This is a genomic window from Pseudomonas sp. P5_B3 (assembly GCF_056400405.1).
The window spans coordinates 96,008-118,328 of record NZ_JBFULI010000011.1; the positions used below are offsets into that span (position 1 = coordinate 96,008).

The 22,321-nt window shown below is 58.0% G+C and carries 17 protein-coding genes; 6 read left to right on the forward strand and 11 right to left on the reverse strand.

Going from position 1 to position 22,321, the window contains the following annotated elements:
* Positions 1 to 131: 131 nt before the first annotated feature.
* From AC1DRN_RS09725 to AC1DRN_RS09735, 3 genes are all read right to left on the reverse strand, one after another.
* Entirely contained in the window at positions 132 to 914 is a 783-nt protein-coding gene (locus AC1DRN_RS09725; protein WP_457265870.1) for an SDR family NAD(P)-dependent oxidoreductase, read from the reverse strand.
* On the reverse strand, positions 914 to 1,054 hold the full coding sequence (locus AC1DRN_RS09730) for a hypothetical protein (protein WP_457265869.1): 141 nt from the start codon (positions 1,052 to 1,054) through the stop codon (positions 914 to 916). Before AC1DRN_RS09730 ends, AC1DRN_RS09725 begins: the two co-directional genes overlap by 1 nt.
* Before the next feature lie 112 nt (positions 1,055 to 1,166).
* Positions 1,167 to 3,278: a 3-hydroxyacyl-CoA dehydrogenase NAD-binding domain-containing protein gene (locus AC1DRN_RS09735; RefSeq protein ID WP_457265868.1), complete on the reverse strand. Its 2,112-nt coding sequence runs from the start codon at positions 3,276 to 3,278 to the stop codon at positions 1,167 to 1,169.
* Between the two features lie 512 nt (positions 3,279 to 3,790).
* Between AC1DRN_RS09735 and AC1DRN_RS09740 the strand changes: the two genes are divergently transcribed.
* Positions 3,791 to 4,357: a TetR/AcrR family transcriptional regulator gene (locus AC1DRN_RS09740; RefSeq protein ID WP_457265867.1), complete on the forward strand. Its 567-nt coding sequence runs from the start codon at positions 3,791 to 3,793 to the stop codon at positions 4,355 to 4,357.
* A gap of 101 nt (positions 4,358 to 4,458) precedes the next feature.
* On the opposite strand, the gene AC1DRN_RS09745 is transcribed toward AC1DRN_RS09740, so the two are convergent.
* The 3 genes from AC1DRN_RS09745 to AC1DRN_RS09755 are packed head-to-tail and all read right to left on the reverse strand — an operon-like array spanning position 4,459 to position 10,188.
* A complete protein-coding gene (locus AC1DRN_RS09745) occupies positions 4,459 to 5,868 on the reverse strand; it encodes an efflux transporter outer membrane subunit (RefSeq protein ID WP_457265866.1) in 1,410 nt (469 codons plus the stop codon).
* A 3-nt stretch (positions 5,869 to 5,871) separates the two neighbouring features.
* Entirely contained in the window at positions 5,872 to 9,003 is a 3,132-nt protein-coding gene (locus AC1DRN_RS09750) for a multidrug efflux RND transporter permease subunit (protein ID WP_457265865.1), read from the reverse strand.
* A gap of 27 nt (positions 9,004 to 9,030) precedes the next feature.
* A complete protein-coding gene (locus AC1DRN_RS09755; protein ID WP_457265864.1) occupies positions 9,031 to 10,188 on the reverse strand; it encodes a MexC family multidrug efflux RND transporter periplasmic adaptor subunit in 1,158 nt (385 codons plus the stop codon).
* 119 nt (positions 10,189 to 10,307) lie between these two features.
* Here AC1DRN_RS09755 and AC1DRN_RS09760 point away from each other — a divergent pair, with 119 nt between their 5' ends.
* Entirely contained in the window at positions 10,308 to 10,904 is a 597-nt protein-coding gene (locus AC1DRN_RS09760) for a TetR/AcrR family transcriptional regulator (RefSeq protein WP_457265863.1), read from the forward strand.
* A 3-nt stretch (positions 10,905 to 10,907) separates the two neighbouring features.
* On the opposite strand, the gene AC1DRN_RS09765 is transcribed toward AC1DRN_RS09760, so the two are convergent.
* Positions 10,908 to 11,054, reverse strand: coding sequence for a hypothetical protein (locus AC1DRN_RS09765; RefSeq protein WP_477786685.1), 147 nt, complete (start codon positions 11,052 to 11,054; stop codon positions 10,908 to 10,910).
* A gap of 167 nt (positions 11,055 to 11,221) precedes the next feature.
* Between AC1DRN_RS09765 and AC1DRN_RS09770 the strand changes: the two genes are divergently transcribed.
* Positions 11,222 to 12,223, forward strand: a complete 1,002-nt coding sequence (locus AC1DRN_RS09770) for an AraC family transcriptional regulator (protein WP_457265861.1) — start codon at positions 11,222 to 11,224, stop codon at positions 12,221 to 12,223.
* Positions 12,224 to 12,228: 5 nt separating this feature from the next.
* Positions 12,229 to 13,281: an AraC family transcriptional regulator gene (locus AC1DRN_RS09775; protein WP_457265860.1), complete on the forward strand. Its 1,053-nt coding sequence runs from the start codon at positions 12,229 to 12,231 to the stop codon at positions 13,279 to 13,281.
* A 176-nt stretch (positions 13,282 to 13,457) separates the two neighbouring features.
* On the opposite strand, the gene AC1DRN_RS09780 is transcribed toward AC1DRN_RS09775, so the two are convergent.
* From AC1DRN_RS09780 to AC1DRN_RS09790, 3 genes are all read right to left on the reverse strand, one after another.
* Positions 13,458 to 13,784 carry a hypothetical protein gene (locus AC1DRN_RS09780; RefSeq protein ID WP_457265859.1) on the reverse strand — a complete coding sequence of 109 codons (327 nt, stop codon included), beginning with the start codon at positions 13,782 to 13,784 and terminating at the stop codon, positions 13,458 to 13,460.
* A 425-nt stretch (positions 13,785 to 14,209) separates the two neighbouring features.
* Positions 14,210 to 16,825 carry an AAA family ATPase gene (locus AC1DRN_RS09785; protein WP_457265858.1) on the reverse strand — a complete coding sequence of 872 codons (2,616 nt, stop codon included), beginning with the start codon at positions 16,823 to 16,825 and terminating at the stop codon, positions 14,210 to 14,212.
* A gap of 367 nt (positions 16,826 to 17,192) precedes the next feature.
* Positions 17,193 to 18,065, reverse strand: a complete 873-nt coding sequence (locus tag AC1DRN_RS09790) for a DNA-binding protein (RefSeq protein ID WP_457265857.1) — start codon at positions 18,063 to 18,065, stop codon at positions 17,193 to 17,195.
* A 78-nt stretch (positions 18,066 to 18,143) separates the two neighbouring features.
* On the opposite strand from AC1DRN_RS09790, the gene AC1DRN_RS09795 reads away from it, so the two are divergent.
* Complete coding sequence (locus AC1DRN_RS09795) at positions 18,144 to 19,232, forward strand: site-specific integrase (RefSeq protein ID WP_457265856.1); 1,089 nt, start codon at positions 18,144 to 18,146, stop codon at positions 19,230 to 19,232.
* A 1,619-nt stretch (positions 19,233 to 20,851) separates the two neighbouring features.
* A complete protein-coding gene (locus AC1DRN_RS09800) occupies positions 20,852 to 21,298 on the forward strand; it encodes a DNA-binding protein (protein WP_457265855.1) in 447 nt (148 codons plus the stop codon).
* Here AC1DRN_RS09800 and AC1DRN_RS09805 read toward each other — a convergent pair.
* The gene (locus AC1DRN_RS09805; protein ID WP_457265854.1) at positions 21,295 to 22,173 is read right to left on the reverse strand and encodes a hypothetical protein; all 879 of its coding nucleotides are present in this window, start codon (positions 22,171 to 22,173) and stop codon (positions 21,295 to 21,297) included. The two genes, AC1DRN_RS09800 and AC1DRN_RS09805, sit on opposite strands and share 4 nt — an antisense overlap.
* Positions 22,174 to 22,321 lie beyond the last annotated feature (148 nt).

Sequence of the window (22,321 nt, forward strand, 5' to 3'; positions counted from 1 at the left end):
TGAGTGATTTGTTGAACTGTGGCGGATATAGCTGTTGGAGGTACCGGTGAAGTATGGCAAGTCAGTGCTCAACCAGATCATGGTTGCAGCTGGCGACTCTGTCTGAGCACAAGCCTTGTCATCGAACTTGCTTACAAGCTACTGACCAATTGACCTCCATCTACTGCCAGAACGCTACCGTTCATGAACGCACCGGCATCGCTGGCGAGTAGTAGAAACGGCCCTTCCAGCTCGTGGAGTTCGCCTAATCGGCGCATGGGAATCAGCTCACGTATGTAGTTGATGCCCTTGTCACTATCGAAAAAAGCTTCATTCATTTCCGTCTTGAAGTAGCCCGGGGCTATGGCATTGACGCGAATCTTGTGGCGCGCGAGCTCCAGCGCCAGCGACTTGGTCAGTTGCACCACGCCTGCTTTGGCGGCGCAGTAATGGCTATAGCCGGTGCCGACTCGTAGACCAAGTATCGAGGCAATATTGACGATGCTGCCGCTACGTCCTGCTTTAACCAGCCGCTGCGCTGCGACCTGAGCAACGCGCCAGACACCGTCGAGGTTGGTCGCCAGCATTGCACGCCAATCTTCCTCACCGATTTCCAGTGGGCGTTGGCCATTGCCGATGCCGGCATTGTTGAGCACTACGTCGACTACCCCGAAGTGTGCCTCGGCGGTGTCGAAGGCCGCCTCGACGCTGGCCCGGTCTGTGACGTCGAGAGCGACCGACAGTGCCTGGCCACTCTCCCACTCGATGTCCTTGGCAACCTGTTCGAGCCGCTCGACGCGTCGCGCAGCGAGCACGACGCGGGCGCCAGCGCGAGCGGCGATCCGCGACAAGTGCGCGCCAATGCCGCTGGAGGCGCCAGTGATCAGCACCGTTCGGCCGGCCAAGGAGAAGCGCTGGGCGAAGTCGCGATCCATCAATACACCTCGACTGCGATGCAGATGACGCACAGAGTCAACTGGCTGGCCCAACGCTGCGACATGGCACCATTGACCGCGCAACAAGCGGCCTTGGTAATCAGTTTGTGGGCAGTGGAGTGAATCATGGGTTCTTTCATGGTGGTGCCTTGTATGCATATTGGGTTCCCTCTCCCTCTGAGAGTGGGCCAGGATAAGGGAGATGCGTGGTCGCCCTCATGACTTGCCCTGCTCCCGGAGCGAGAGGGAATTTCAGATGATTTCGATGCGGGTATTGCCAGCAGCGACCAGGCGCTCCAGCAACGGTGCCGGCTGGAACCACATCTCACCGTACTCGCCGAGAACGTGACGGTAGTGCTCAATACCAGCCAGCACCTTGTCCAGTCCCAACTGCTCGGCATAATGCATCGGGCCGCCGAGATGAGCCGGAAATCCGTAGCCGTTGATCCAGACCAGATCGATGTCGCTGGCGCGCAGAGCGATGCCTTCGTCCAGCAACTGGATACCTTCGTTGATCAGCATGAAAATGCAACGATCATGGATTTCCTGATCATCAACGGAACGTCGGGGGACTTCCAGCTCGTCGGCAAGGCGCTCCGCCAGCACCAACACCTCGTCGTCCTCCTTACAGTTGCGGCCCTCATAAAGGTAGAAGCCCCGCCCGGTTTTCTGGCCGTATCGCCCTAGGGCATAGAGTTCCTCTCCAAGGCGGCAGTAGCTTTCGTCATGGGCAATGGCGGCCCGATTCGAATCGCGTATCAGGAAACTCACATCGATACCGGCAAGGTCCAGCATGCTGAATATGCCCATATTCAGGTCCAGGCCGGTGAGCACACCGTCTACCTGCGCCGGTGTCGCCCCCTCCAACACCAGGCGATGGGCTTCGCGGGAATAAGGCTCGAGCATGCGGTTGCCGATGAAACCAAAGCAGACGCCGGAGAGCACCGGGAGCTTGCCGATATGCTTGGCGATCTTCATGGTGGTTGCCAGTACATCCGGTGAGGTGGCCTTACCGCGTACTACTTCCAGCAGGCGCATGACATTGGCTGGACTGAAGAAGTGCAGACCGATCACGTCCTGCGGGCGGGAGACGGTGGCCGCAATGGCGTCGACATCGAGTGACGAGGTGTTGGTGGCGAGGATGGCACCTGGCTTACACACCTTTTCAAGAGTGCGGAATACCTGCTGCTTGATTTCCATCCGCTCGAACACCGCTTCGATCACCAAGTCGGCATCGGCCAAATCGTTGTAGTCAAGGGTGCCGAATAGCAGGTCCATGCGCTGCTCCAGTTGTTCGGCGGTCATCTTTCCGCGCTTGACGCTGATCTCGTAGTTTTTGCGGATCTGCATCAGGCCGTTGTCCAGCGCCTCCCCCTTGAGCTCAAGCAGCGCTACAGGGATACCGGCGTTGGCGAAGTTCATGGCAATGCCACCGCCCATGGTGCCAGCTCCGATTACCGCGACCTTCTCGACCTTGCGCAGCGCAATGTCCGACCCGATACCTGGAATGCGTCCAGCCTCGCGCTCAGCGAAGAACACATGGCGCAGCGCCTCGGACTGGCGGGAAGCTTCGGCCTGCTTGAATAACGCCAGTTCTCGGGCGAGCCCCTCCTCCAGCGGCAGCAGGCAGGCCGCCTCCAGCGCAGAGAGCACCAGGCGCGGGGCCAAGCGACTTTTCCAGCGCGGTTCATGCTCGGCGCGGTAGCGGGCGAGGAAATCATCCGGCAGGTCCTCGGCCGGTTCCGGCCAAGCCTCTGCCGGCCGCGCCGGGGCGCAGCAGTCGATCAGCTCGTCAGCATAAGCGCGCGCCTCATCCAGCAGTTGCTCGGCGCCGGTAGCTAGGCGGTCGAGGATGCCCAGCATGCGAGCGCGCTCGGCGTCGATCTGTTGACCTGAAAGAATCAGATTCAGCGCCGATTCAGCGCCGATCAACCTTGGCAGGCGTTGGGTCCCGCCAGCGCCTGGCAACAGACCCAAGTTTATTTCCGATAAGCCCACTCGAGTGCCTGGCTCACCAATCCGGTATCCACAGGCCAGAGCCAGCTCCAGGCCGCCACCCAGGGCCAGCTTGCCTATAGCGGCAACGAGAGGTTTGTGGATCTGGGTCAAGCGAACCAGCGTGCTGGGCAGGTCCGGCTCGGCGAAGGAGGCATCGGTGCCGAATTCGGTGATATCGGCGCCGGCACTAAACATACCGTGCTCGCCGTAGAGAATGATGGCCTCCACCCTATCGTCAGCGGCTGCGCGCTCGCAAGCGTCGATGATAGCGGCGCGCAGAGGCTGGCCGAGTGCATTTACCGGTGGACGGGCCAGGCCTATCAGGGCCAGACCGTCTTCGAGACGATAGTGGATGAGGTCGCTCATTAGGGGATCCTTATGTTGCTGCACGACTGCTTTTACGCCGGGCACGCGGGAGTACGCTCGTTGGCCGCGGTTCGTCAAAAATGCCTGAAGACTTCTTCGATGCTGATGATTGGATAATTCGGGTGAGCGTTGGAGACGCGACTCGAAACCGCTGATCCAAAGGCGTAGATAGCCCCCGAAACCAGTATCGCGGTCATGGTTACAGTCAGGCAGGAGAGCAGGAATCGGCGCATCGGAAACCTCCGTCATTTGGCGGGAGCCAAATGCAGTGTCTTTTGTTATTGAGGGTTTCGATTCTGGATAACGGTCGATGCAAAAGCTTGGCAGATCACGCCATGTATTTTGCAGTTCATGACATTCAAACGCTTCAGAACCTGGCCAAATTTGAAAGCCGAGACCTGAGCAAATAATGTCTCAGATGAAGTAATTTGCTCATGTTCTGTGTTTTTCGTTGCAGTGATGAGCTTTTCCTGCACAATTCCCGGCGTTGAAATTCGATCCGAGACCGACTGATGTCCCTGACTCCGCAAGACGAAAGACTCATCAAGGCGCTGGCCCTGGCGATCGTTGATCGCCCGCGGGCGACGCTCAAGGAACTGGCTGAAGCTGCTGGCGTGAGCAAAGCTACGCTGCATCGCTTTTGCGGCACCCGTGACAACCTGGTGCAGATGATGGAGAGCCACGGTGAGACGGTGCTGAACCAGATCACCACCACGACCGACCTGTTGCACAGCGAGCCGGTGCAGGCGCTGCGTAGTCTGATCAATGAGCATTTGGCGCATCGTGAAATGCTGGTTTTCCTGCTCTTTCAATATCGCCCCGACACCTTCCCGGTAAATGGTGAGGGGGACCGTTGGCAGTCTTATGCCGATGCCCTTGATGCTTTCTTTCTGCGCGGCCAACAGTTGGGTGCCTTCCGCATCGATGTCACCGCAGCAGTCTTCACGGAACTGTTCCTGACCATGATCTTCGGCATGGTCGATGCGGAGCGCCGTGGGCGCGCGGCCAGTGCCAACTCAGCCAATGTGATGGAGCAGATGTTCTTGCATGGCGCTGCCGGCGTAGTACGTCCCCAATAATCCCCCCCTCGCTCCTCCAAAAAAAGAGCCCCGCAACCTGACGGTCCACGGGGCTAAAAAACAGGTTGGATGCACCAACCCAAGGAGCGCTTGCCAGCTTCCTATCTGGCCTTTACTTGCGATGACCATCCCCCGCCCAGCGAGCGGAACAGATCGACCAAGGCAATCTGTCGCTGAGTGCAGACCTCAATGAATGCCGTCTCGTTGACGAAGCTGGTGCGCTGGGCATCGAGGTAACGCAGGTGACTGTCAATGCCACCTTCATAACGGGCCTTGGCCAGCTTCAGCGTCTCGCTGCTGGTATTGGCCAGCGCGCGTCGGGCGGCTTCTTCCCGGCGCAAGGTGTCGGTAGCGGCCAGTGCATCGGCGACCTCGCGAAACGCCGTCTGAATCGTGCCCTCATACGCCGCCACCGCAGAATCCTTGCGGGCTTCGGCCAGGCTCAGCCCTGCACTGTTGCGGCCAGCATCGAACAACGGCAGCGACAGGTTCGGCACAAAACTCCAGGACCGAGAGCCACCGTCGAACAAACCGGACATTTGCGCGCTGGAAGTGCCGAAGCTGCCCGTCAGACTGATACGCGGAAAGAACGCCGCACGTGCAGCGCCAATGTCGGCATTGCGCGCCTGCAGTCGATGCTCAGCGGCAAGAATGTCCGGTCGGCGCTCGATCAGCGCCGACGTGGTGTCAGGTGCGATGTCCTGAACCAGCATCGGCTCCTTCTGTAGCCGGTCGGGAATCGACTTCGTCGCGTCTTTGGTGCCGAGCAACAGCACCAGCGCATTAAAGGCCTGCTGTTTCTGACGCAGATTGCTTTCCTGTTCTGCGCGCGATTGCTCCACCAACCCCAACGCTTCCTGGTAGTCCAGTGCAGTCGCCGTGCCGTTCGAACGGCGCTGGCTGATCAGGGCGAACGAGTACTCGCGGCTGATCAGGGTTTGTTGGGTCAGATCCAGGCGACGCTGGGCGCCATCGTGAACCAGATACGCCTGGCTGACCTCGGCGATCAGTGCGATCTGCGCGGCGCGGGCGGCGTCTTCGGTGGCCAGGTACTCTTGCAACGCGGAGTCACTGAGGCTCTTCACCCGGCCGAACAGATCCAGCTCGTATTCAGGCAGCGACAGGCCGACCTGATAGTCGCTGGCAACGCCCGCCCGGCCGTTGTCGGCCAGATCCGCCGGCAAGCGCTGGCGATTGCCCGCTGCGTTGCCATTCAACCCCGGTACCCGGTCGGCTCGCTGGATGCGGTATTGCGCCCGGGCCTGCTCGATATCCAGAAGCGTCTGGCGCAATGAGCGGTTGTTATCCAGAGCGATCACCACCAGGCGGCGCAGGTCGGGATCGACGATAAACGTCTGCCACACCAGTTGGTTGATCGGACTGCCCTGCTTCGTCGACTCACCCGCCCAGTTATCCGCAACCTGCGCAACGGGCCGCTCATAGGTGGGCGCCAGTGAGCAACCGCCCAGCAGCATGGCGATCACCAGCGTAGAAAAAGCTGAAATACGCATGTGTCACTCCTGAGTCAAAGCGGGTTGTTCAATGGGTGCCGGTTTACTGCGCAGCATCGACAGCACCCAGACAAAACAGATCGGTACGAACAGCACACCCAGCAAAGTCGCGCTTAGCATGCCGCCGATCACCCCGGTACCGATTGCACGCTGACTCGCAGCCCCTGCCCCGGTTGCCAACGCCAGCGGCACGACGCCGAGGATGAAAGCCATGGAGGTCATGACAATCGGCCGAAAGCGCAGACGTGCGGCCTCGATGGCAGCGTCGCGCAGGCTATAACCTTTCTCCCACAGCTCTTTGGCGAACTCGACGATGAGGATCGCGTTCTTCGCCGCCAGACCGATGATGGTGATCAGCCCCACCTTGAAATACACGTCGTTGGGCATGCCGGCGACCATTACCGCGAGTACCGCACCGATGGCACCGATCGGCACAATCAGCATCACGGTCAGGGGAATTGCCCAACTCTCATAAAGCGCGACCAGCAACAGGAACACCACGAGGATCGCGAGCGCGAACAGTTGCGTCGCCTGACCGCTGGAGACCTTTTCCTGATACGACAGGCCGCTCCACTCGTAGCTGAACCCCGCCGGCAATTGTGCAGCGATTCGCTCGATTTCCGCCATGGCTTCACCGGTGCTGTATCCCGGCCCGGCGTCACCGACGATCCGGATCGACGGATAACCGTTGTAGCGCACCAGTTGCACCGGGCCTTCTTCCCAATGGGTGGTGACGAAGGCGCTGAGCGGCACCAGATTGCCCGCGCTGTTGTGCACGTACAGTTTGAGCACGCTTTCCGGGGTCATCCGGTCGCCTTGCTCGGCCTGCACCACCACACGCTGCTGACGGCCAGCGTTGGTGAAGTCGTTGATCACCTCCGATCCGAACGCGGCTGACAATGCACTGCTGATCGACTCGAAACTCACGCCCAAGGTACGGGCCTTGTCACGGTCGATCTCCACCCGCAATTGCGGCGACTCGGCCAGGCCTTCCATCATTGCGTAGAGGATTTTCGGGTTGCCGTTGGCCTGCCCGAGCAACTGGTCGCGGGCTGCGATCAATGCTTCGCGGCCCAGGCCGGCGCGATCCTGCAGGCGGAGTGCAAAACCACCGGAGTTGCCCAGGCCATCAATCGGAGGCGGAGGCACCGCCATCACTGCGCCGTCGTTAGTCACGGCAAATTGCTCGTTCAGCGCCATGACTTCCGCCATGGCCGATTGATCTTCACCACGCAGCGACCAGTCCTTGAACACCGGGAATGCCAGCGCTGCGTTATCGCCCATCCCGGAAAAACTGAAGCCCGACACCAGGAACGTCGAGGCAACCGCTTCACGGGAAGCGAGGAACCGCTCCAGTTGTTCACCGGTGGCTTCGGTACGGGTACGGGTCGCGCCCGGCGGCAACTGGACGTCGACGATCATGTAGCCCTGGTCCTCCACGGGCACAAACGACTCCGGCAAGCGCAGATAGAAGTAACCGAGCATCGCGATGATGCCCACGTACACCAGCATCATCCGGCCGGCACGCGACACCAGCCCGTTGTTCAGGATCGAGTAACGCTCGGTGAGCCGGGCGAAGCCACGGTTGAAAGCGCCGAAGAAACCGCGTTTCTCATGGTGTCCCTGAGGAATCGGCTTGAGCAGCGTGGCACACAGTGCCGGGGTGAACGTCAGCGCCAGGAAGCCCGAGAACAGAATCGACACCGCCAGCGACACCGAGAACTGCTGGTAGATCACACCCACCGAGCCGGACATGAACGCCAGTGGCATGAACACCGCCGACAGCACCAGGGTGATGCCGATGATCGCTCCCGATACTTGCCCCATCGCTTTGACCGTGGCGTCGACCGGTGACAGCCCCTCCTCGGCCATGATTCGTTCAACGTTCTCCACCACTACGATAGCGTCGTCCACGAGAATGCCGATCGCGAGCACCATGCCGAACATGGTCATCATGTTCACCGAGAAGCCCAGCAGGTACATCATCAGCAGCGTGCCCAGCAGACACACCGGCACCACAATCGACGGGATCAACGTGTAGCGGATGTTCTGCAGGAACAGGAACATCACCAGGAATACCAGCACCATCGCCTCGATCAAGGTATGGATCACCTTCTCGATAGCGACATCGACGAAACGCGAAGTGTCATAGGGCACGGAATATTCCACATCGTCCGGGAAGTACGCCGACAGTTCGGCCAGGCGTTCCTTGACTGCCGTCGCTGTCTGGATCGCGTTGGCGCCGGGAGATAACTGGATCGCTGCGGCCACCGCCGGTCTGCCGTTCAGACGCGAGTTGAAGTTGTAACTCTCCTGGCCGACTTCCACGCGGGCGACATCCGCCAGTTTGACCGTCGAGCCGTCCTCGTTGGCGCGCAGAACGATGCGTGCGAATTCCTCCGGATTATCCAGAGTACCTTTCACCGCCAGCGTGGCAGTCAGTTCCTGCTGGCTGCTGGTCGGTGTACTGCCGAAACTGCCGGCCGGCACTTGCACGTTCTGCCCGCGGATGGCTGTGCTCACGTCGTCGATGGACAGCCCGTAACCCACAAGTTTCTGCGGGTCGATCCAGACGCGCATGGCTGCTTCAGAGGAGAAGAATTGCAGCTTGCCGACGCCCGGCACCCGGCGCAGTTCGTTGTTGATGTTGCGCGCGGCATAGTCACCCAGAGCTGTCGTATCGCTGTGCTGGGTGCCTTCCTTGTAGTTGAGCGTATAGATCAACAGGAAACCGGCACTGGTCTGCTCCACCTCCAGCCCTTGGGTGAGCACGGCTGGTGGCATGCGTGCTTCAGCCTTTTTCAGGCGGTTTTGCACGTCAACCTGGGCGAGCTGCGGATCAGTGCCGGGCTGGAACGTAACCACAATCTCGGCAATGCCGTTGGAGTTGTTGGTCGACTCGAAATAGAGAAGGTCCTTGGCACCATTGAGCGACTCCTCAATCACGCTGGTGACCGAGTCCACCAGCACTTTCGCCGAGGCACCGGGATAGGTCGCCGTCACCTTGATCTGCGGTGGCGCAACGTTGGGATACTGCGCCACCGGCAGCATCGGGATGACCAGCAGGCCGGCCAGGGAGATGAACAACGCCACCACCCAGGCAAAGTTCGGGCGTTTGATGAAAAACTGAGACATCGGAAAATCCTCGCGGCGACTGCGCCCTTACTGTTTCGACTCAGGCGACTGAGCCTGGGCGTGGGACTGACCAGGTGCGACCTTGACCCCAGGTTGCAGACCGGTAAGTCCGCCGACGATCACCTGATCGCCCGCCTTCAATCCTTCACTGATCTGCCAGCGCGAACCCTGCATGGCACCGGTGACCACATTGCGTGATTCGACCCGGTCGTCTGCGCCGACCACCATCACCTGGGCGGCGCCATCGCTGCCGCGTTGCACCGAGCGTTGCGGTACGAGAATGGCCTGGTTGTCAGTGCCTTGTGGTGTGCGTACCCGCACAAACATGCCCGGCAACAGGACGCTGTCGGTATTGGCAAACTTGCCGCGCAACGACACCTGGCCAGTGCCACGATCTACCGCGACATCGGTAAACATCAGCGCGCCCTGGCGCTCGTAAGCGGTGCCGTCGACTCGAATCGACAGCTCCTTGTTGTCGTCGGCGGAGAGTTTTCCGCCCTTGAGCAATTCGCGCAGACGCAGTGCATCAGCGGCCGACTGGGTGAAATCGACATAGACCGGATCAAGTTGCTGAATTCGCGCCATCAACGTCGCTTCACCCTGGCCTACCAGCGCGCCTTCGGTTACCAACGCACGGCCGACGCGGCCGGAAATCGGCGCAGTCACCGAGGCATAATCGAGGTTCAGCCGGGCGCTTTGCAGATCGGCCTGGGCCGAACGGGTTGCCGCCTGAGCGCTGCGCAGGTCTGCCGTGGCACTGTCGAAATCCTGTTGGCTGACCGCCTCGATTTTCACCAGCGGCTCATAGCGTTTGACCCTCGCCTGAGCCTCAAGCACGACAGACTGGGTGCGGGCCAACTCACCTTCGGCGCGCGATAAAGCAGCTTTGAGCGGTGCTGGGTCGATCTGAAACAGCAGGTCGCCGGCTTTAACGTCAGCACCTTCTTCAAAGCGCTTTTGCATCACGATGCCGGGTACCCGTGCGCGCACCTCTGCGACCCGCATCGGTTCGACCCTGCCCGGCAGCTCCGTAGTCAGCGCCAAAGGCTCAGTCTTCACCGCCAAAACTTCTACCGGGCGCGCCACTTCGGCCATGCTCGCTTGTTCATTCGCCGGCCCACATCCGGCCAGCACAATGGCTGCTGCCAGCGAGCCCGCCATCCCTACTGCACGCAAATTGCCCATAACTCACCCGAGGCTTGATTGAATTTGGTGCGGATGCTACTTTCTAAACCCTAATGAGTCAAATATGTCTCATATGAGATGATAATTAACCTTCTATGAACGTCGCTTGAGGCTTGGTGATGAACCCGATTTCCCATGATGAACACCTGCTCAAGACGCTTACTGTGGCCGTCGTCAGCCGGCCGCGAGCGACGATGAAGGAGCTGGCACAATTGGCAGGCGTGAGCAAGGCGACCCTGCACCGCTACTGCGGAACACGGGAAAACCTGGGGCAGCGACTGGAGGAGTACGCCGAGGGCACGCTCAATTTGATTATCAAGAGCGCCGGCCTACAGCATCTGGAAACAATGGACGCACTGCGTCGACTGATCCGGGAACACCTCGCCCATCGCGAGTTGCTGGCCTTTCTGATGGCGCAATACCGCCCTGACTTCCTTGACTTCGAACGGGGTGACACACGCTGGCAGTTTTACCTGGAGGCGCTGGATGGATTCTTCCTGCGAGGCCAGCAAAAAGGGGTGTTTCGCATCGACATCACCGCGGCCATTTTTACCGAGCTATTCATCACTCTGGTCTACGGCCTGGTGGATGCCGAACAGCGCGGGCGTGCCGCCAATGCTGATTCGGCACGAACGCTTGAGCAGATGTTCCTGCATGGAGCCCTGTCTGGCGGCGAGTTCCGCAAGCACTCGTCTGTACAGGAAAGAACGCTTTAGTCCTCAGAAATGCGTGAAGGCATCGCTGATGCTGGCAACCGGTGGGTGATTGGAATGATAAACAACAGTGTGGTTAGCGGGCCGAGTCTGAAAATAAAGCGCACCCGAAATCAGCGCGACCACCAGGAAAGCGAACAGGAACMGACGCATCGAATACCTCCATCGTCCAGCCTTGAGCCGAACGCAGGTCTTTTGTTATTGGTGTCTCAAGTCTGGTCTCGGGACCAGGGTGAAAGCTTTGCAGATCGCGCCAGAGATTTTGCAAATCGTGCCAGTGCTCCCTTGGCCACAGGCTGTGCTTCATTCGGGGGATCGAGATGATGTCCACTGTCCGTGGTACTGCTCTGTTAGGGTTCAAGGAGTTCGCTGTCAGTCAGGGCATCGATCCGGATTCGGCGCTGGCTGAGGTTCATCTGCCTGTAGACCTGCTGGATGCGCAACTTTCCGGCGCCCAGTTCAATGCCTTGATCGAGTTGTGTGCGATGCGTTCGAACAATCCCTTGTTCGGCTTGCAGTTCGGCTTACGCCAGGGCACGCAAAGTCTCGGCACCCTGCTCTATGCCATGCGCTGCTCCGGCAACGTGGGCGAAGCGCTGAATCTACTGACCCGCTATTTCCATGTTCATAGCGACGGCGCGCAAGTGCGCCTTGAACGTCAGGCTGGCAACGCCCTGCTCCTGTATGAAATCACCGATGGAGCGGTGATCACGGTACGCCAGACGGTGGAGTTGGCGATGGCAATTGCCGCTTGTCTGCTCCGGGAACTGTTGGGGCAGGCCTGGAAGCCGCGAGGTCTGATGTTGCGCCATTGTGCCCCGGCAAACCGCAGTACTTATCGCGCGCTGCTGGGTGTACCGCCGCGCTTTGACTGCCCCGTCAACGCCTGGGTATTTGATGAGTCACTGCTGGCGATACCTCTGGGAGCGATTGACGTCAGGTGTCAGCAATTAGCCCAGCAACACATCAATGAGCTGGCCCGCGTGACGCTGCAAGAATTGCCGTCTTACGTGCAAAAACTGCTGCGCAACGAGCTTGCCAATGGCCCGGTCACGCTTCGCCAGATGGCCGAGCACATGATGATCAGCCCGCGCACCTTGCAACGCTATCTTCGGGCACAAGGCACAAGATTTCAGGAACTGCTGGACGACACCCGCCAGGCAATGGCCGCGCGTTACCTCTGCGATTTGTCGATCAGTCTGACGCAACTGGCAAGTCTGTTGGGTTACGCCGACCTGAGCACATTTTCCCGGGCTTTCACTCGCTGGAATGGCATCAGCCCGCAAAAGTGGAAGCAGCGCATGCAGCAAACTCATCGGTAAATAACATGGCCTCCAATCCGTTCATTCGTGCACTCAGCCTGGCGAGATTCGATCAATTCGCCCGCCATCAGGGCCTGGACCCGAGCCAGATGCTGCGTAGGGCTTCTCTGCCTGTGGCTTCGCTGCAGCGCCCGGAAGATATCCTGTCCTTCCAGCACTATTGCGGCTTGCTGGAGCTGTGCCAACAGCGTTCGAATAACCCGTTGTTCGGCCTGGAATTTGGGCTCTATCAAGGGATCGACGTCTTCGGTGATATTTTTTTCCTGATTCACAACACCCGAACCATCGGCGATGCCTTGCTCGAGCTGCGCGCCAATTTCGCGTACTACAATGGCGCGGCACACATCGACCTGGAGGTGGTCGACGGCGTTGCGTTGCTTGGTTACCGGGCCGATGAGGTGGCGATTGACGGATTGCCTCAAGCAGAAGAACTGGCGTGTGGTGTCGGTATGCAACTGATGCGGACCTTGGCCGGGGATCAATGGCATCCCGAGGCGGTAATGCTCCGTCATGCGCCCCTTGCTGACGAGTTCGTCTATCGGCAGGTGCTGGGCATCACACCGACCTTCTCTGCAGCGCACACCGGACTGCTGTTCGACGCTTGCGTGCTCGCGCAGCCGCTGGATTGCGCCAGCGAAACCCTGCATCAACTCATCGCTCAACATCTGTCGGGCATGGAGCGCTTATCAGCAGACGAGACGCCGGGCTATGTCATGCAATTGCTGCGCAATCTGTTGCCTAGCGGTCGTGCGACGATCGAAAGAGTGGCCGACTGCATGGCCGTCAACCCGCGGACCTTGCAACGCCACTTGGCTCAAGCAGGTACGTCTTTTCAGCGGTTGCTGGATGACACACGCCAGCAATTGGTACGCAATTACCTGCAAGTCCCGACGATCAGCCTGACGCAAATGGCACAGCTGCTGGGTTACGCCGATGTCAGCACGTTCTCGCGTGCGTTTCATCGCTGGTTTGGTGTGACTGCACTGGAGTGGTGTAAGCAATCGGGGTTAAGCAGGCAGCCTTTGTTGCTTCAGAATCGAATGAAAGGTCGACTGTGAACGTATTCGTAAAATCCTGCGATTGAGCAGCCTGTGGTGAAAGACAGCTTTTACAACAAGCGGATTTGCAGCGAGCACCTGCTTTCAGTCGGTAGCTGCCTTTCGCGACAGGCAGCTATCGCCAAAAGGAGTCAGTCGTAAGTGTCCAAATCGGTGAGTAAACTTGGTCGTCTCGTTCACGGTTTATCTGTCGAGCTTCCGCCATCGTTGAAGAAATCGTCCGCTGCAACCATGCCGAAATTATCAGTTAATTTGTCCTTTTCATTTTCACTAAACATCGTTTGGGCGCGCCTTTCCTGCTTAAGGCTGGCAACTGTCTGGAAAAAGCAGCGTTCACACAGGTGTATCTCATAGCGCTCACCATCGTGGGCCGAGCCGTATCCCCAGTGGGCCTGCAACATGGCGTATTGGAGGCCATAATCCTCGACGCGAGTGCTTTCGAGGCAGACATCGCACAGGATGTCGCTCACGATCTCAACTTCTTTCTTTTCTTTGATCTTCATCATCACCTCCCGTAGCCCAAAACAAACCCACCTAGAAAAGCATAGTAGACACTGAACAATGACAAAACACTGCCCACGGGAAGCCGCATACACCGCATTCATTCTTTCCGACTTAGTCCCCTGCAATCTCGGATCGCTGCCTTATGATTTAGCCAGCCGCTATCGGCCATTTGCAGTCGTTAGCGAACGGCTGCAATGGGTCTAGGCTGTGTGAAAACACATGCGCCGTTTTGAAGTCTGCGTTGCTACGTAAAATCTGCCAGCGTTTGGTTTATCAGCAGCCCGAAAATTTGCGTAGGATCGCGATTTTCGCTCGAGTCCTAGCTGCCAATCCTGCTTAAAAACGTTTTCACACAGCCTGGGTCGTAAGCAGCCTCGCGCCGGAGGTTGCCAGGCGCTGCGAAGATGCTCACGTAACGGCCGACTCAGCCCCTTCGGCTTCGGATACGCGTAAACAACGTGTTCACGGCCTCAATATCCCCAAGCAACTCATCAGGATGTGTTACGGGACGCTGCTGGCCGGCCGCATGTGAATGCGCGCTCACATTGCGGCAGCATCGGTCGTGCAGGCGTTGCACTTCACGAAATTCCTGCTCCTGCACAGCCATCACTCCGTTAAGCCGGCCTACTGAAATTCCGTCGCGGAACCGGACAACGGTTTCGTTGAGTATCGTGTCCTCGATACCGATTTCGATCGTCACGCGAAGATCACTGTATGCATTACGGATCGCATACCGCTCAGTGTCTCCGGGAGGGGTGTTGAAGGTTGCTGCAATTTGCTGCTGGTCACGACGGTGTTGCGCGATGCGCTCGCGGTGCCGGCGCATGTCATACGGCAAACCGGAATCGACGTAGCCAGGGCCTTCCGCCCGGTAGCTGATCGACCTCACTTCAGGTGCCAGACCCGCATCTTGGCAGAGCGTTAACAGTTCACCGAAGAATACAGCGTCGTGTGTGAATACAATGACTTGCCGGTTGGCGGACTCTTCGACAATTCGTTGCGCGACGGCGGTTCGATGGCTGTGGTCGAGGCTTGAGACCGGGTCGTCGAAAACGATTCCGGAAGTCGATCCCGACTGGTGAAGCTCAGCAAAGAAGTAGGCAAGCGCACACATACGCTGCTCTGCCTCGCTCAACACTTGGTACGGGGCAAGCTGGCAGTCCAACAGCTGAATTCCCAGGCGAACTGCCCCGGCCTCACCGGCTGAGCTGACTCCAGCTTCAACGTGCCTAAGCTCCAGCCTAGTGAGCTCCTCGTTCATGCGTCCAGCCAGAGCCTCACTGATGTAAGTCCGAGTCAGTTGGCCAGCCAGCACGCTAATCGGCCGTGTGGCTGCAATGTCATTTAGGCAATTCTGGAGCCGAGCCCTGTGGGCCAGGTTATCAATCACCCGTGCTATGCCTTCGATATGCTCGGAAAGTAGCTGCCGCGCTTCCAGCTCTTTCAACCGTAGCTTTTTGGCCGCTAAGGCCTCTGCGTCCATGTTTGCGCGCAGGCGGCCCGCCTCTACGCGAAGTACTTCCGCAACCTGAGTGATCGACGCCACCGGATTCGCTCCACGATACCCAGGACAGTCCTGCCATACCCCAGTAGCCACCGCTCTTTTGAGCCACTGAAGTCGGGCGACCAAGTCATCCTGAAAGGTCTGGATATCGTCCGGAAGCGCTGGCACACGCGCCGTCAGGCTCTCCAGCATGTTAGGGGCAACTGTGAAGTCGACACTTGCTGGACCGACTTCTCGAACGATCTGCTGCCAAGCGTTGCGTGCAGCCTGAGCAGTCTCCGCCGCCCGGTCTCGAATGTAGTGATCGAATCGCTGCAAGCGGTCCTGCGCTTCAGGACTGAGCTCTTGCTGGCAAAGTACACAGACTGCATCGTCATAGGTGACCGGGAAGGCCTGTCCTGGATAAGCAGTGCTGGACGAGTACTCACGAGCAGCGTTGAATAGCAACGCCCAAGGACCTTGCCCCGTTCCAGGAAGTAGCTGTGTAGCATCTCCTGCCTGCAACATGGCGGACGCCGCACGTTCAGCTGTCTCAGCCTCAACGACGGCTCGATGTGCCTGGTGCTTGGCATCGATAGCCTCTTCAGACACTACGCCGGCCACCACAGCGATGAGGCTGGCCAATTCATCGACCCGCGTTGCAGCATGGTCAAGTAGCGAGGCCCGGGCAGTTGGGTCCGCTTCGCTGATTTCCTGCGGAAGTCGTACACGCTCTGCCTGCTCATCATCGGCGAGCGTAGCCAATTCACGCGCTCGCGTCAGATCAGTGGTTGGGCCAATCGGATGCACCGCCCGTCCGGCAACGGTGTCGGACGGAATGACACTGAACGGTGTCGTGTCTGTTGCAAGGCCCGTGATCTCAGCCTGTAGCGCGGGGCGCAGAGCCTGATTGAGTCCATTCGCCAACTGCTGGAGATAAGTCAGAGCAGATGGCTGAAAGTTGGCAGCTTCTCGTGACTGGAGGTAATGCCGAGCGCAGTCGCCATCGAAAACGGAAATGCCCCGGAGTTCTGGCTGCGGTACGTTATCGCGATGACTGCTCCAGGTCGTCTGTTCGGCGGCGCCGTCCAGCGCGAAGTCAATAGCAGCGCTTGGTATGAGTTGCTGGTAATCCGCAGCGTAAGCATTGGCGTAGACAGCACCTGGGCTCCGGGCACGGCACGCCTGCTTCAGCACCCGTGCGTAACCGGACTTCCCCGTGCCGTTTCCGCCGTACACGATGGTGAGACCATGCGGCTGGAAGTTCAGAGCCTGACTGTTCGGGATCTTCCCCACGTTAGTAAGTGAATGCAGGGACTGCAATACGACGGTGTGGTCCCGATTCGCCTCGGCGGGGAAATGGTCTGCGGCGAATAGGACAGGCTGAAGAACCGGCAGAAATGCGCTTCGCACCCCATGGTGTTGCTTAGCGAGATCGAGAATTTCGACAAGATCCTGATCAATCCAGTCACCCTGGACACACAAACGGCGCAAGGCGTCGCTGCGCCACGGCGGCAGCCTTTCCGACCAAGCCAGTACTTCCTCGTATATAGCCATGCCTTACCTCTCTAAGTCCGTGAGGTTGTAAGGATAGTGCACCAGTCGCTACCTGGTGGCCGGCGAGCTCTGAGTCTGGATGACGACGCCCGCGCAACTCCGTCGCGTTGTGACAACCTGACTGTATGGGATGGTGGTCCTGCTTCCGCACACAAAGAATCAGCTGCTCTCGATGAGTAGGTGGAGCAAGTGCGAGATACCAAGATTCCATCTGGCGAGCACGTCGGTCGCTCTCTCAACCGGCAGTTTCCGACCCGAAACCGAACTCCGCGAAGGACAGCTATTGGCTGTGGATTCAACCGGTCGATGCAACACAACTAAATGCATCGACTTGCTTTTTATCAGCCCGAGGATGCCGACTTAACCCTCAGGAATCGGACATTGTCGCTGCGGGCTTCCGGGATCTTGGCTTGCGCTTGGTCGCGGCAGCCTGGCGTAGCTGAGTCAGCTGCTGCTCCAGTGTTTCAGCGCGGGCCTGCTGCGCTGCGGCACGTTGCTGGGTTTGGCTGAGCTCGGTCTGTATCGACTCCAATCGCCGTTGCAACTGCTCGACGTGCCGCCCGGTTTCTTTGAGCCGGGCCGACATCGCCTTACCCTCCTCCCGGGCGTGATCGACCTCGCGGTGCGCACGATCCTCGACCCCGCGTACGTAGCTCTCCTGCGCCACGCGCTCCTGCTCGGCCTTGAGCCGCGCCTCCTGCAGATCCTGTTGCAACGCCTGGTTCAGTTGTTGGGCCTCGCTACGCTCGTGCAACACAGCTTCACGCTGCTGCTGCAGGTCCTCGATCTGCGCCTGGCGCTGCGCCAACAGCAGTTCCAGATCGGCCAGGCGCAACTCCGCCGCCTGGCGCCCGGCCACGGCGTCCGCCGCCTGCTGGCGAAACTGCGCCGCGTCTAGGCGCGCCTGGTCTTCGACCGCCGCCACCCGTTCGCGTTCGACGGCCAGCACTTGGCGTTGTTCGCTCAGCGTCTGTTCGGCGACACCTTGGGCTAGATGAATCGCCTGTTGCCACACCGCCACAAAAGCCTGTGACACCTCTGCGGGCAATGCTGGCAGACGGGTCTCACCGCTCAAGCGCTCGGCCAGACGCGTCCACCATTGATCGAGTAGACCACCGACCCGCGCCGGGCTGCCGCGTCCCAGTTCCAAACGCACGCGCTCTACGGTCGGGCGTTCGCCGCGGGCCAGCACCGCATCCGCGGCGGCAAACACCTCGTGTTCCGGCACCCCTACTGCCATGGCTCATCTCCCGCTATATTAGGTCTGATAATAGAATGTTATCCGATCTTATTTTCTAGAATATGGATTTATTGTACGTTGAACGTATTAAATATTACAGACCAGTTGCCCCTGATCGACGAAACCCCGCTGGACCCGCATTTTCTGGCACTCAACGCCCAGGAAGCGGCGGCGGCCTTTATCGCCGCCGGTACCGCGGCCAACACGGTACGCAGCTACCGCAGCGCCCTCGCCTACTGGTCGGCCTGGCTGCAGTTGCGTTACGGCCAGGCACTGGGCGATGCGCCACTGCCCGCTACCGTGGCCGTGCAGTTTGTGCTCGATCATCTGGCGCGGCCGCTGGAACACGGCGGCTGGGCCCACCTGCTGCCGCCATCGATTGACGCGGCACTGGTCACCGCCCGGGTCAAGGCCAAGGTGGGACCGCTGGCGTTCAACACGGTCAGTCACCGTCTTTCAGTGCTCGGTAAATGGCACCGACTCAACGGTTGGGACAGCCCGAGCGAGGCGCCGGCGCTGAAGTCCCTGCTGCGCGAGGCACGCAAAGCCCAGTCGCGCCAGGGCGTGAACGTACGCAAGAAAACCGCGATCGTGCTTGAGCCGTTGCAGGCCCTGCTCGCCACCTGCGACGACGACGGCGTGCGCGGGGTGCGGGATCGCGCCCTGCTCCTGCTGGCCTGGAGCGGTGGCGGCCGACGGCGCTCGGAAGTCGTGGGGCTGCAAGTCGGTGATGTGCGCCAACTCGATGCCGACACCTGGCTGTACACCTTGGGTACGACCAAAACCGACACTGGCGGTGTGCGGCGTGAAAAGCCACTGCGTGGGCCCGCAGCACAAGCGCTTTCCGCCTGGCTGGCCGTGGCTCCAGCCGAAACCGGCCCGTTATTTCGCCGGATGTATAAAGGCAATAAAGTTGGGATCACACCCTTATCGGCAGATCAAGTCGCGCGCGTTGTGCAGCGTCGGGCGAAACTGGCCGGCCTGGAGGGGGATTGGGCGGCGCACAGCTTGCGTTCGGGCTTCGTCACTGAAGCTGGCCGCCAAGGCGTGCCTCTCGGCGAGGTAATGGCCATGACCGAACATCGCAGCGTGAGTACGGTTATGGGATATTTCCAAGCTGGATCCCTATTGTCCAGTCGTGCGACACATTTGCTGGAAGATGAATGAATACCGCCGACCTCAGACTCCAGATCATCCACCAGCTTTGCTCGCACCGCCTCAGACTCCGCTGCATGCGGTAGTCGACTTGAATATGGCGACCGGCTTTGCTCAGGATGCACCTGCCGTCCAGACGGCTATCATGGCTGCCACGCAGGGACCGATTCGTGCCTCTGAGTTTTACGACAAAACCAGTGCTGCAGCTTGGAGGTCCAAACCATCTTGGTATTTGGTTGCTCGTGAAGACTGCTTGATCCAACCCGACCGTCAGCGTGCATTCCCGAAAAAATTCCAGCGCAGGCACCGAAAATCGAGACCAGTCCTGTGCCACAACAGTCGCGTCCAGCGCATGTGGCCAATGTCATTACACAAGTCTCAGGCAGCGGCCCCAACCGTGGTTGATTCGGCGGTGCAACCGCTGAACCCTAAAAGCACTAAAAACAGGGCTTAACGAAGCTACCCGCGCCCTGTAGCGAACACTTGGAGCCATGGCCATTGCGTATTGTTTGCAATGAAGGAGTGCTTAGTTGCGTTTGCTATCCCACGCTGGGATGGCCCGAAGGCCTAATGGGCAAGCCCAATTTCCTTTAGTCCTGATTCCAAGAGCCGTGGCCGTAGTCTAGCGAGCGCATTCGTGGGTACAGCCAACCAGAAGAGATTGCGCGCTCGGGTTAGCGCGACGTAGCCGATCCGGCCGACCTCGCTATCCACTCCTGCCAGCATGGACTCCACATTCGCCGTTTTCGCTACGTAAAGCACCGCGTCTATGCTCTCACCTTTGACCTGATGCACTGTCTGAATTCGCAACCTTGGTCCAACTGCTGCGCGCAGCTCAATCGCCTCAACTAATGGTCCGGCAGGAAGCAACGCGCGTGACAGCCGTCGATTCGAGCCCTCAGAAGGATTAAGAGCAAAGTCGGTCTGCAACGAATGCAATAACTGGCGAAGGCGGGACTGCAAGGCTGGAAGCCATTCGACCACTCCTGGGAGATGCGACGAAGGCAACCCGACCTCAGGGTCTCTGGTGAACCTCCAGATCCGCCGGCGTAGTTCAAGCGAGTCGGGATCGGGCAATGTACTCGAGAACTCTGCCAGTAAGCCCACAGGCGGCTCGTCGCTGCGCTGGAAACCGATCACATCTCTGGCAGATTTCTAAATGCCTAGGGCGTTCGCAAGCGCGGAAAGGTTGTCAGCTAGAGTCTTCTGTTGGGCGCGAGGCTGCTAGCATTTAGCTCAGAAAGGTGACTCTTAAGATCCTTACGGGCGAAAACCCAAACGCGAGATGACTATTACGCACCTCAAATTAAAAGAGCGTACATTTGTTAACAGCTACCTCGAAACGCGAACAGGGCTTCATCTGCTTAGAGGTGATTCCAGTCATGCGTGGGGCACGCCTGTTATCGGAGAAACCTAAAAAGAGAGGAGATACTGTAATCTGAAACATGCGCGTTACACTGTTCCATCAGCAACAGCTAAAATGCATTACATTAGCCATCACCCAGAACTGGATCAGATGCACATTTAGTTATCACGACGCGAGGGATCAACGCAGCCAAGATATCGGTTCCCCCTCGCGCTGAAATGCGCATATGATAAGCTGCTTTTATAACTTTGTAGTGGATTAGGTCATGAAGCCCATTATTAGCGAAGCCTTGGTTAAACGGGCATTAATAAGCTTGGAAAGGAAAGGTGTAAAAGCGACGCTGGAAGCGATTCGTGCAGAAATGGGTAATCACGGTTCAAAAACCACGATAGTTAAACACCTACGAGCTTTAAAATCTAAAGAGCTGAATCAATCCGCGGAACGATCTAAATCTCACGAGGAGATAAACAATGACCAATTCCAATCTCAGGATTCATCGAGCCTATGGAGTCAGCACAACGATTTCGCTCGCCTGCTAGAAACATTGCACAAATATGGCGCTACCAAGGAATACCCAGAATTAATAGAAGAGCTTTGTAAAATAATTGCAGACCTGAAGCAAGAAAATATTAAGGTAAAAAATGAACTTAGTTCATTGAAATATTTTCAACGACAGGTCATAGATGCATTGAATGTCACGGCGAAAACTTAAGCATAGCGATCTAAAACGCAGATTGTTAGCTTCGGAATTTTTTGTAGGAGCCTGTATCGTAGGTCGCGCACTCGTTTATAAATTTTCTTTTCACGAGATGTTTTGTCGCCGGAACGGAATGCGGCGCGATTATTTATATATTTCATAAATAATTCTCGCTCGGACCAATTGAGGCGACAGATGGCGCTGCACCACGCTGCCCATGCTGTGGGAGCCTGGCCGGATTGGTACGTCGCATAATCCTGAGAGACAATGCTCCACGATTGAAGTTTTTCCGCACTGATAGATGAACATAATCGTGCAGGGGAAAATGCTTGATTGCTTTCACATCGTACCATCACTACTTCCAATAAATAATCAGCAAAGGGTTTCCATAACGGCTCTAAAATTAGCTGAGCATAGCTCTCAGCTAGCCAGTCGGTGATGTATGCAGTCCAAACTTCGTATGGTTTTGGAGAAATTATCATGGCCACTAGGAACGTGATGCGATCCAGTACAGGCATTAAACTCAAGTCATCCCAAAGAACTCTCAAATATAATTTATTTGCTGGATACACCTCCGTCTGGAGCACTTGGTGAATATCAAGGTGAGCACTTGATTCGTCCATAATTTTCCAGAATGGATGGTTCAATAAATCGCGCAATTTCGGCTCTAAATCGACAATTATCGCCAGTTTGTCATTCTGAGGCATTTGGCCTTTTAAAAACATGTTCCATGAGCGCTTCTCCTGCGCACCATGGGCAAGTCCTAATCTCCGTTCATACCAACGTGCCAATTGATAACCATTAGGTTGGATGCCCGCAAGTTCTGTAAGTCTTTGAGCTAAGACCGCTGCTTTCAGCGCCTGCAACGGTGTTTTGTTCTTACGCCCCATTTGAATGCCACCTCCTCATAAAATGCGTCAGTATCATTCTGTAATCCACCGTACCAAATCAAGGTTTTCTTCACGTCGCCAACGCACAAACTTTTTCGTGCTTCAAACCCCCGTATTTATTGAGTTCGGACATGCGAGTTATTTATTT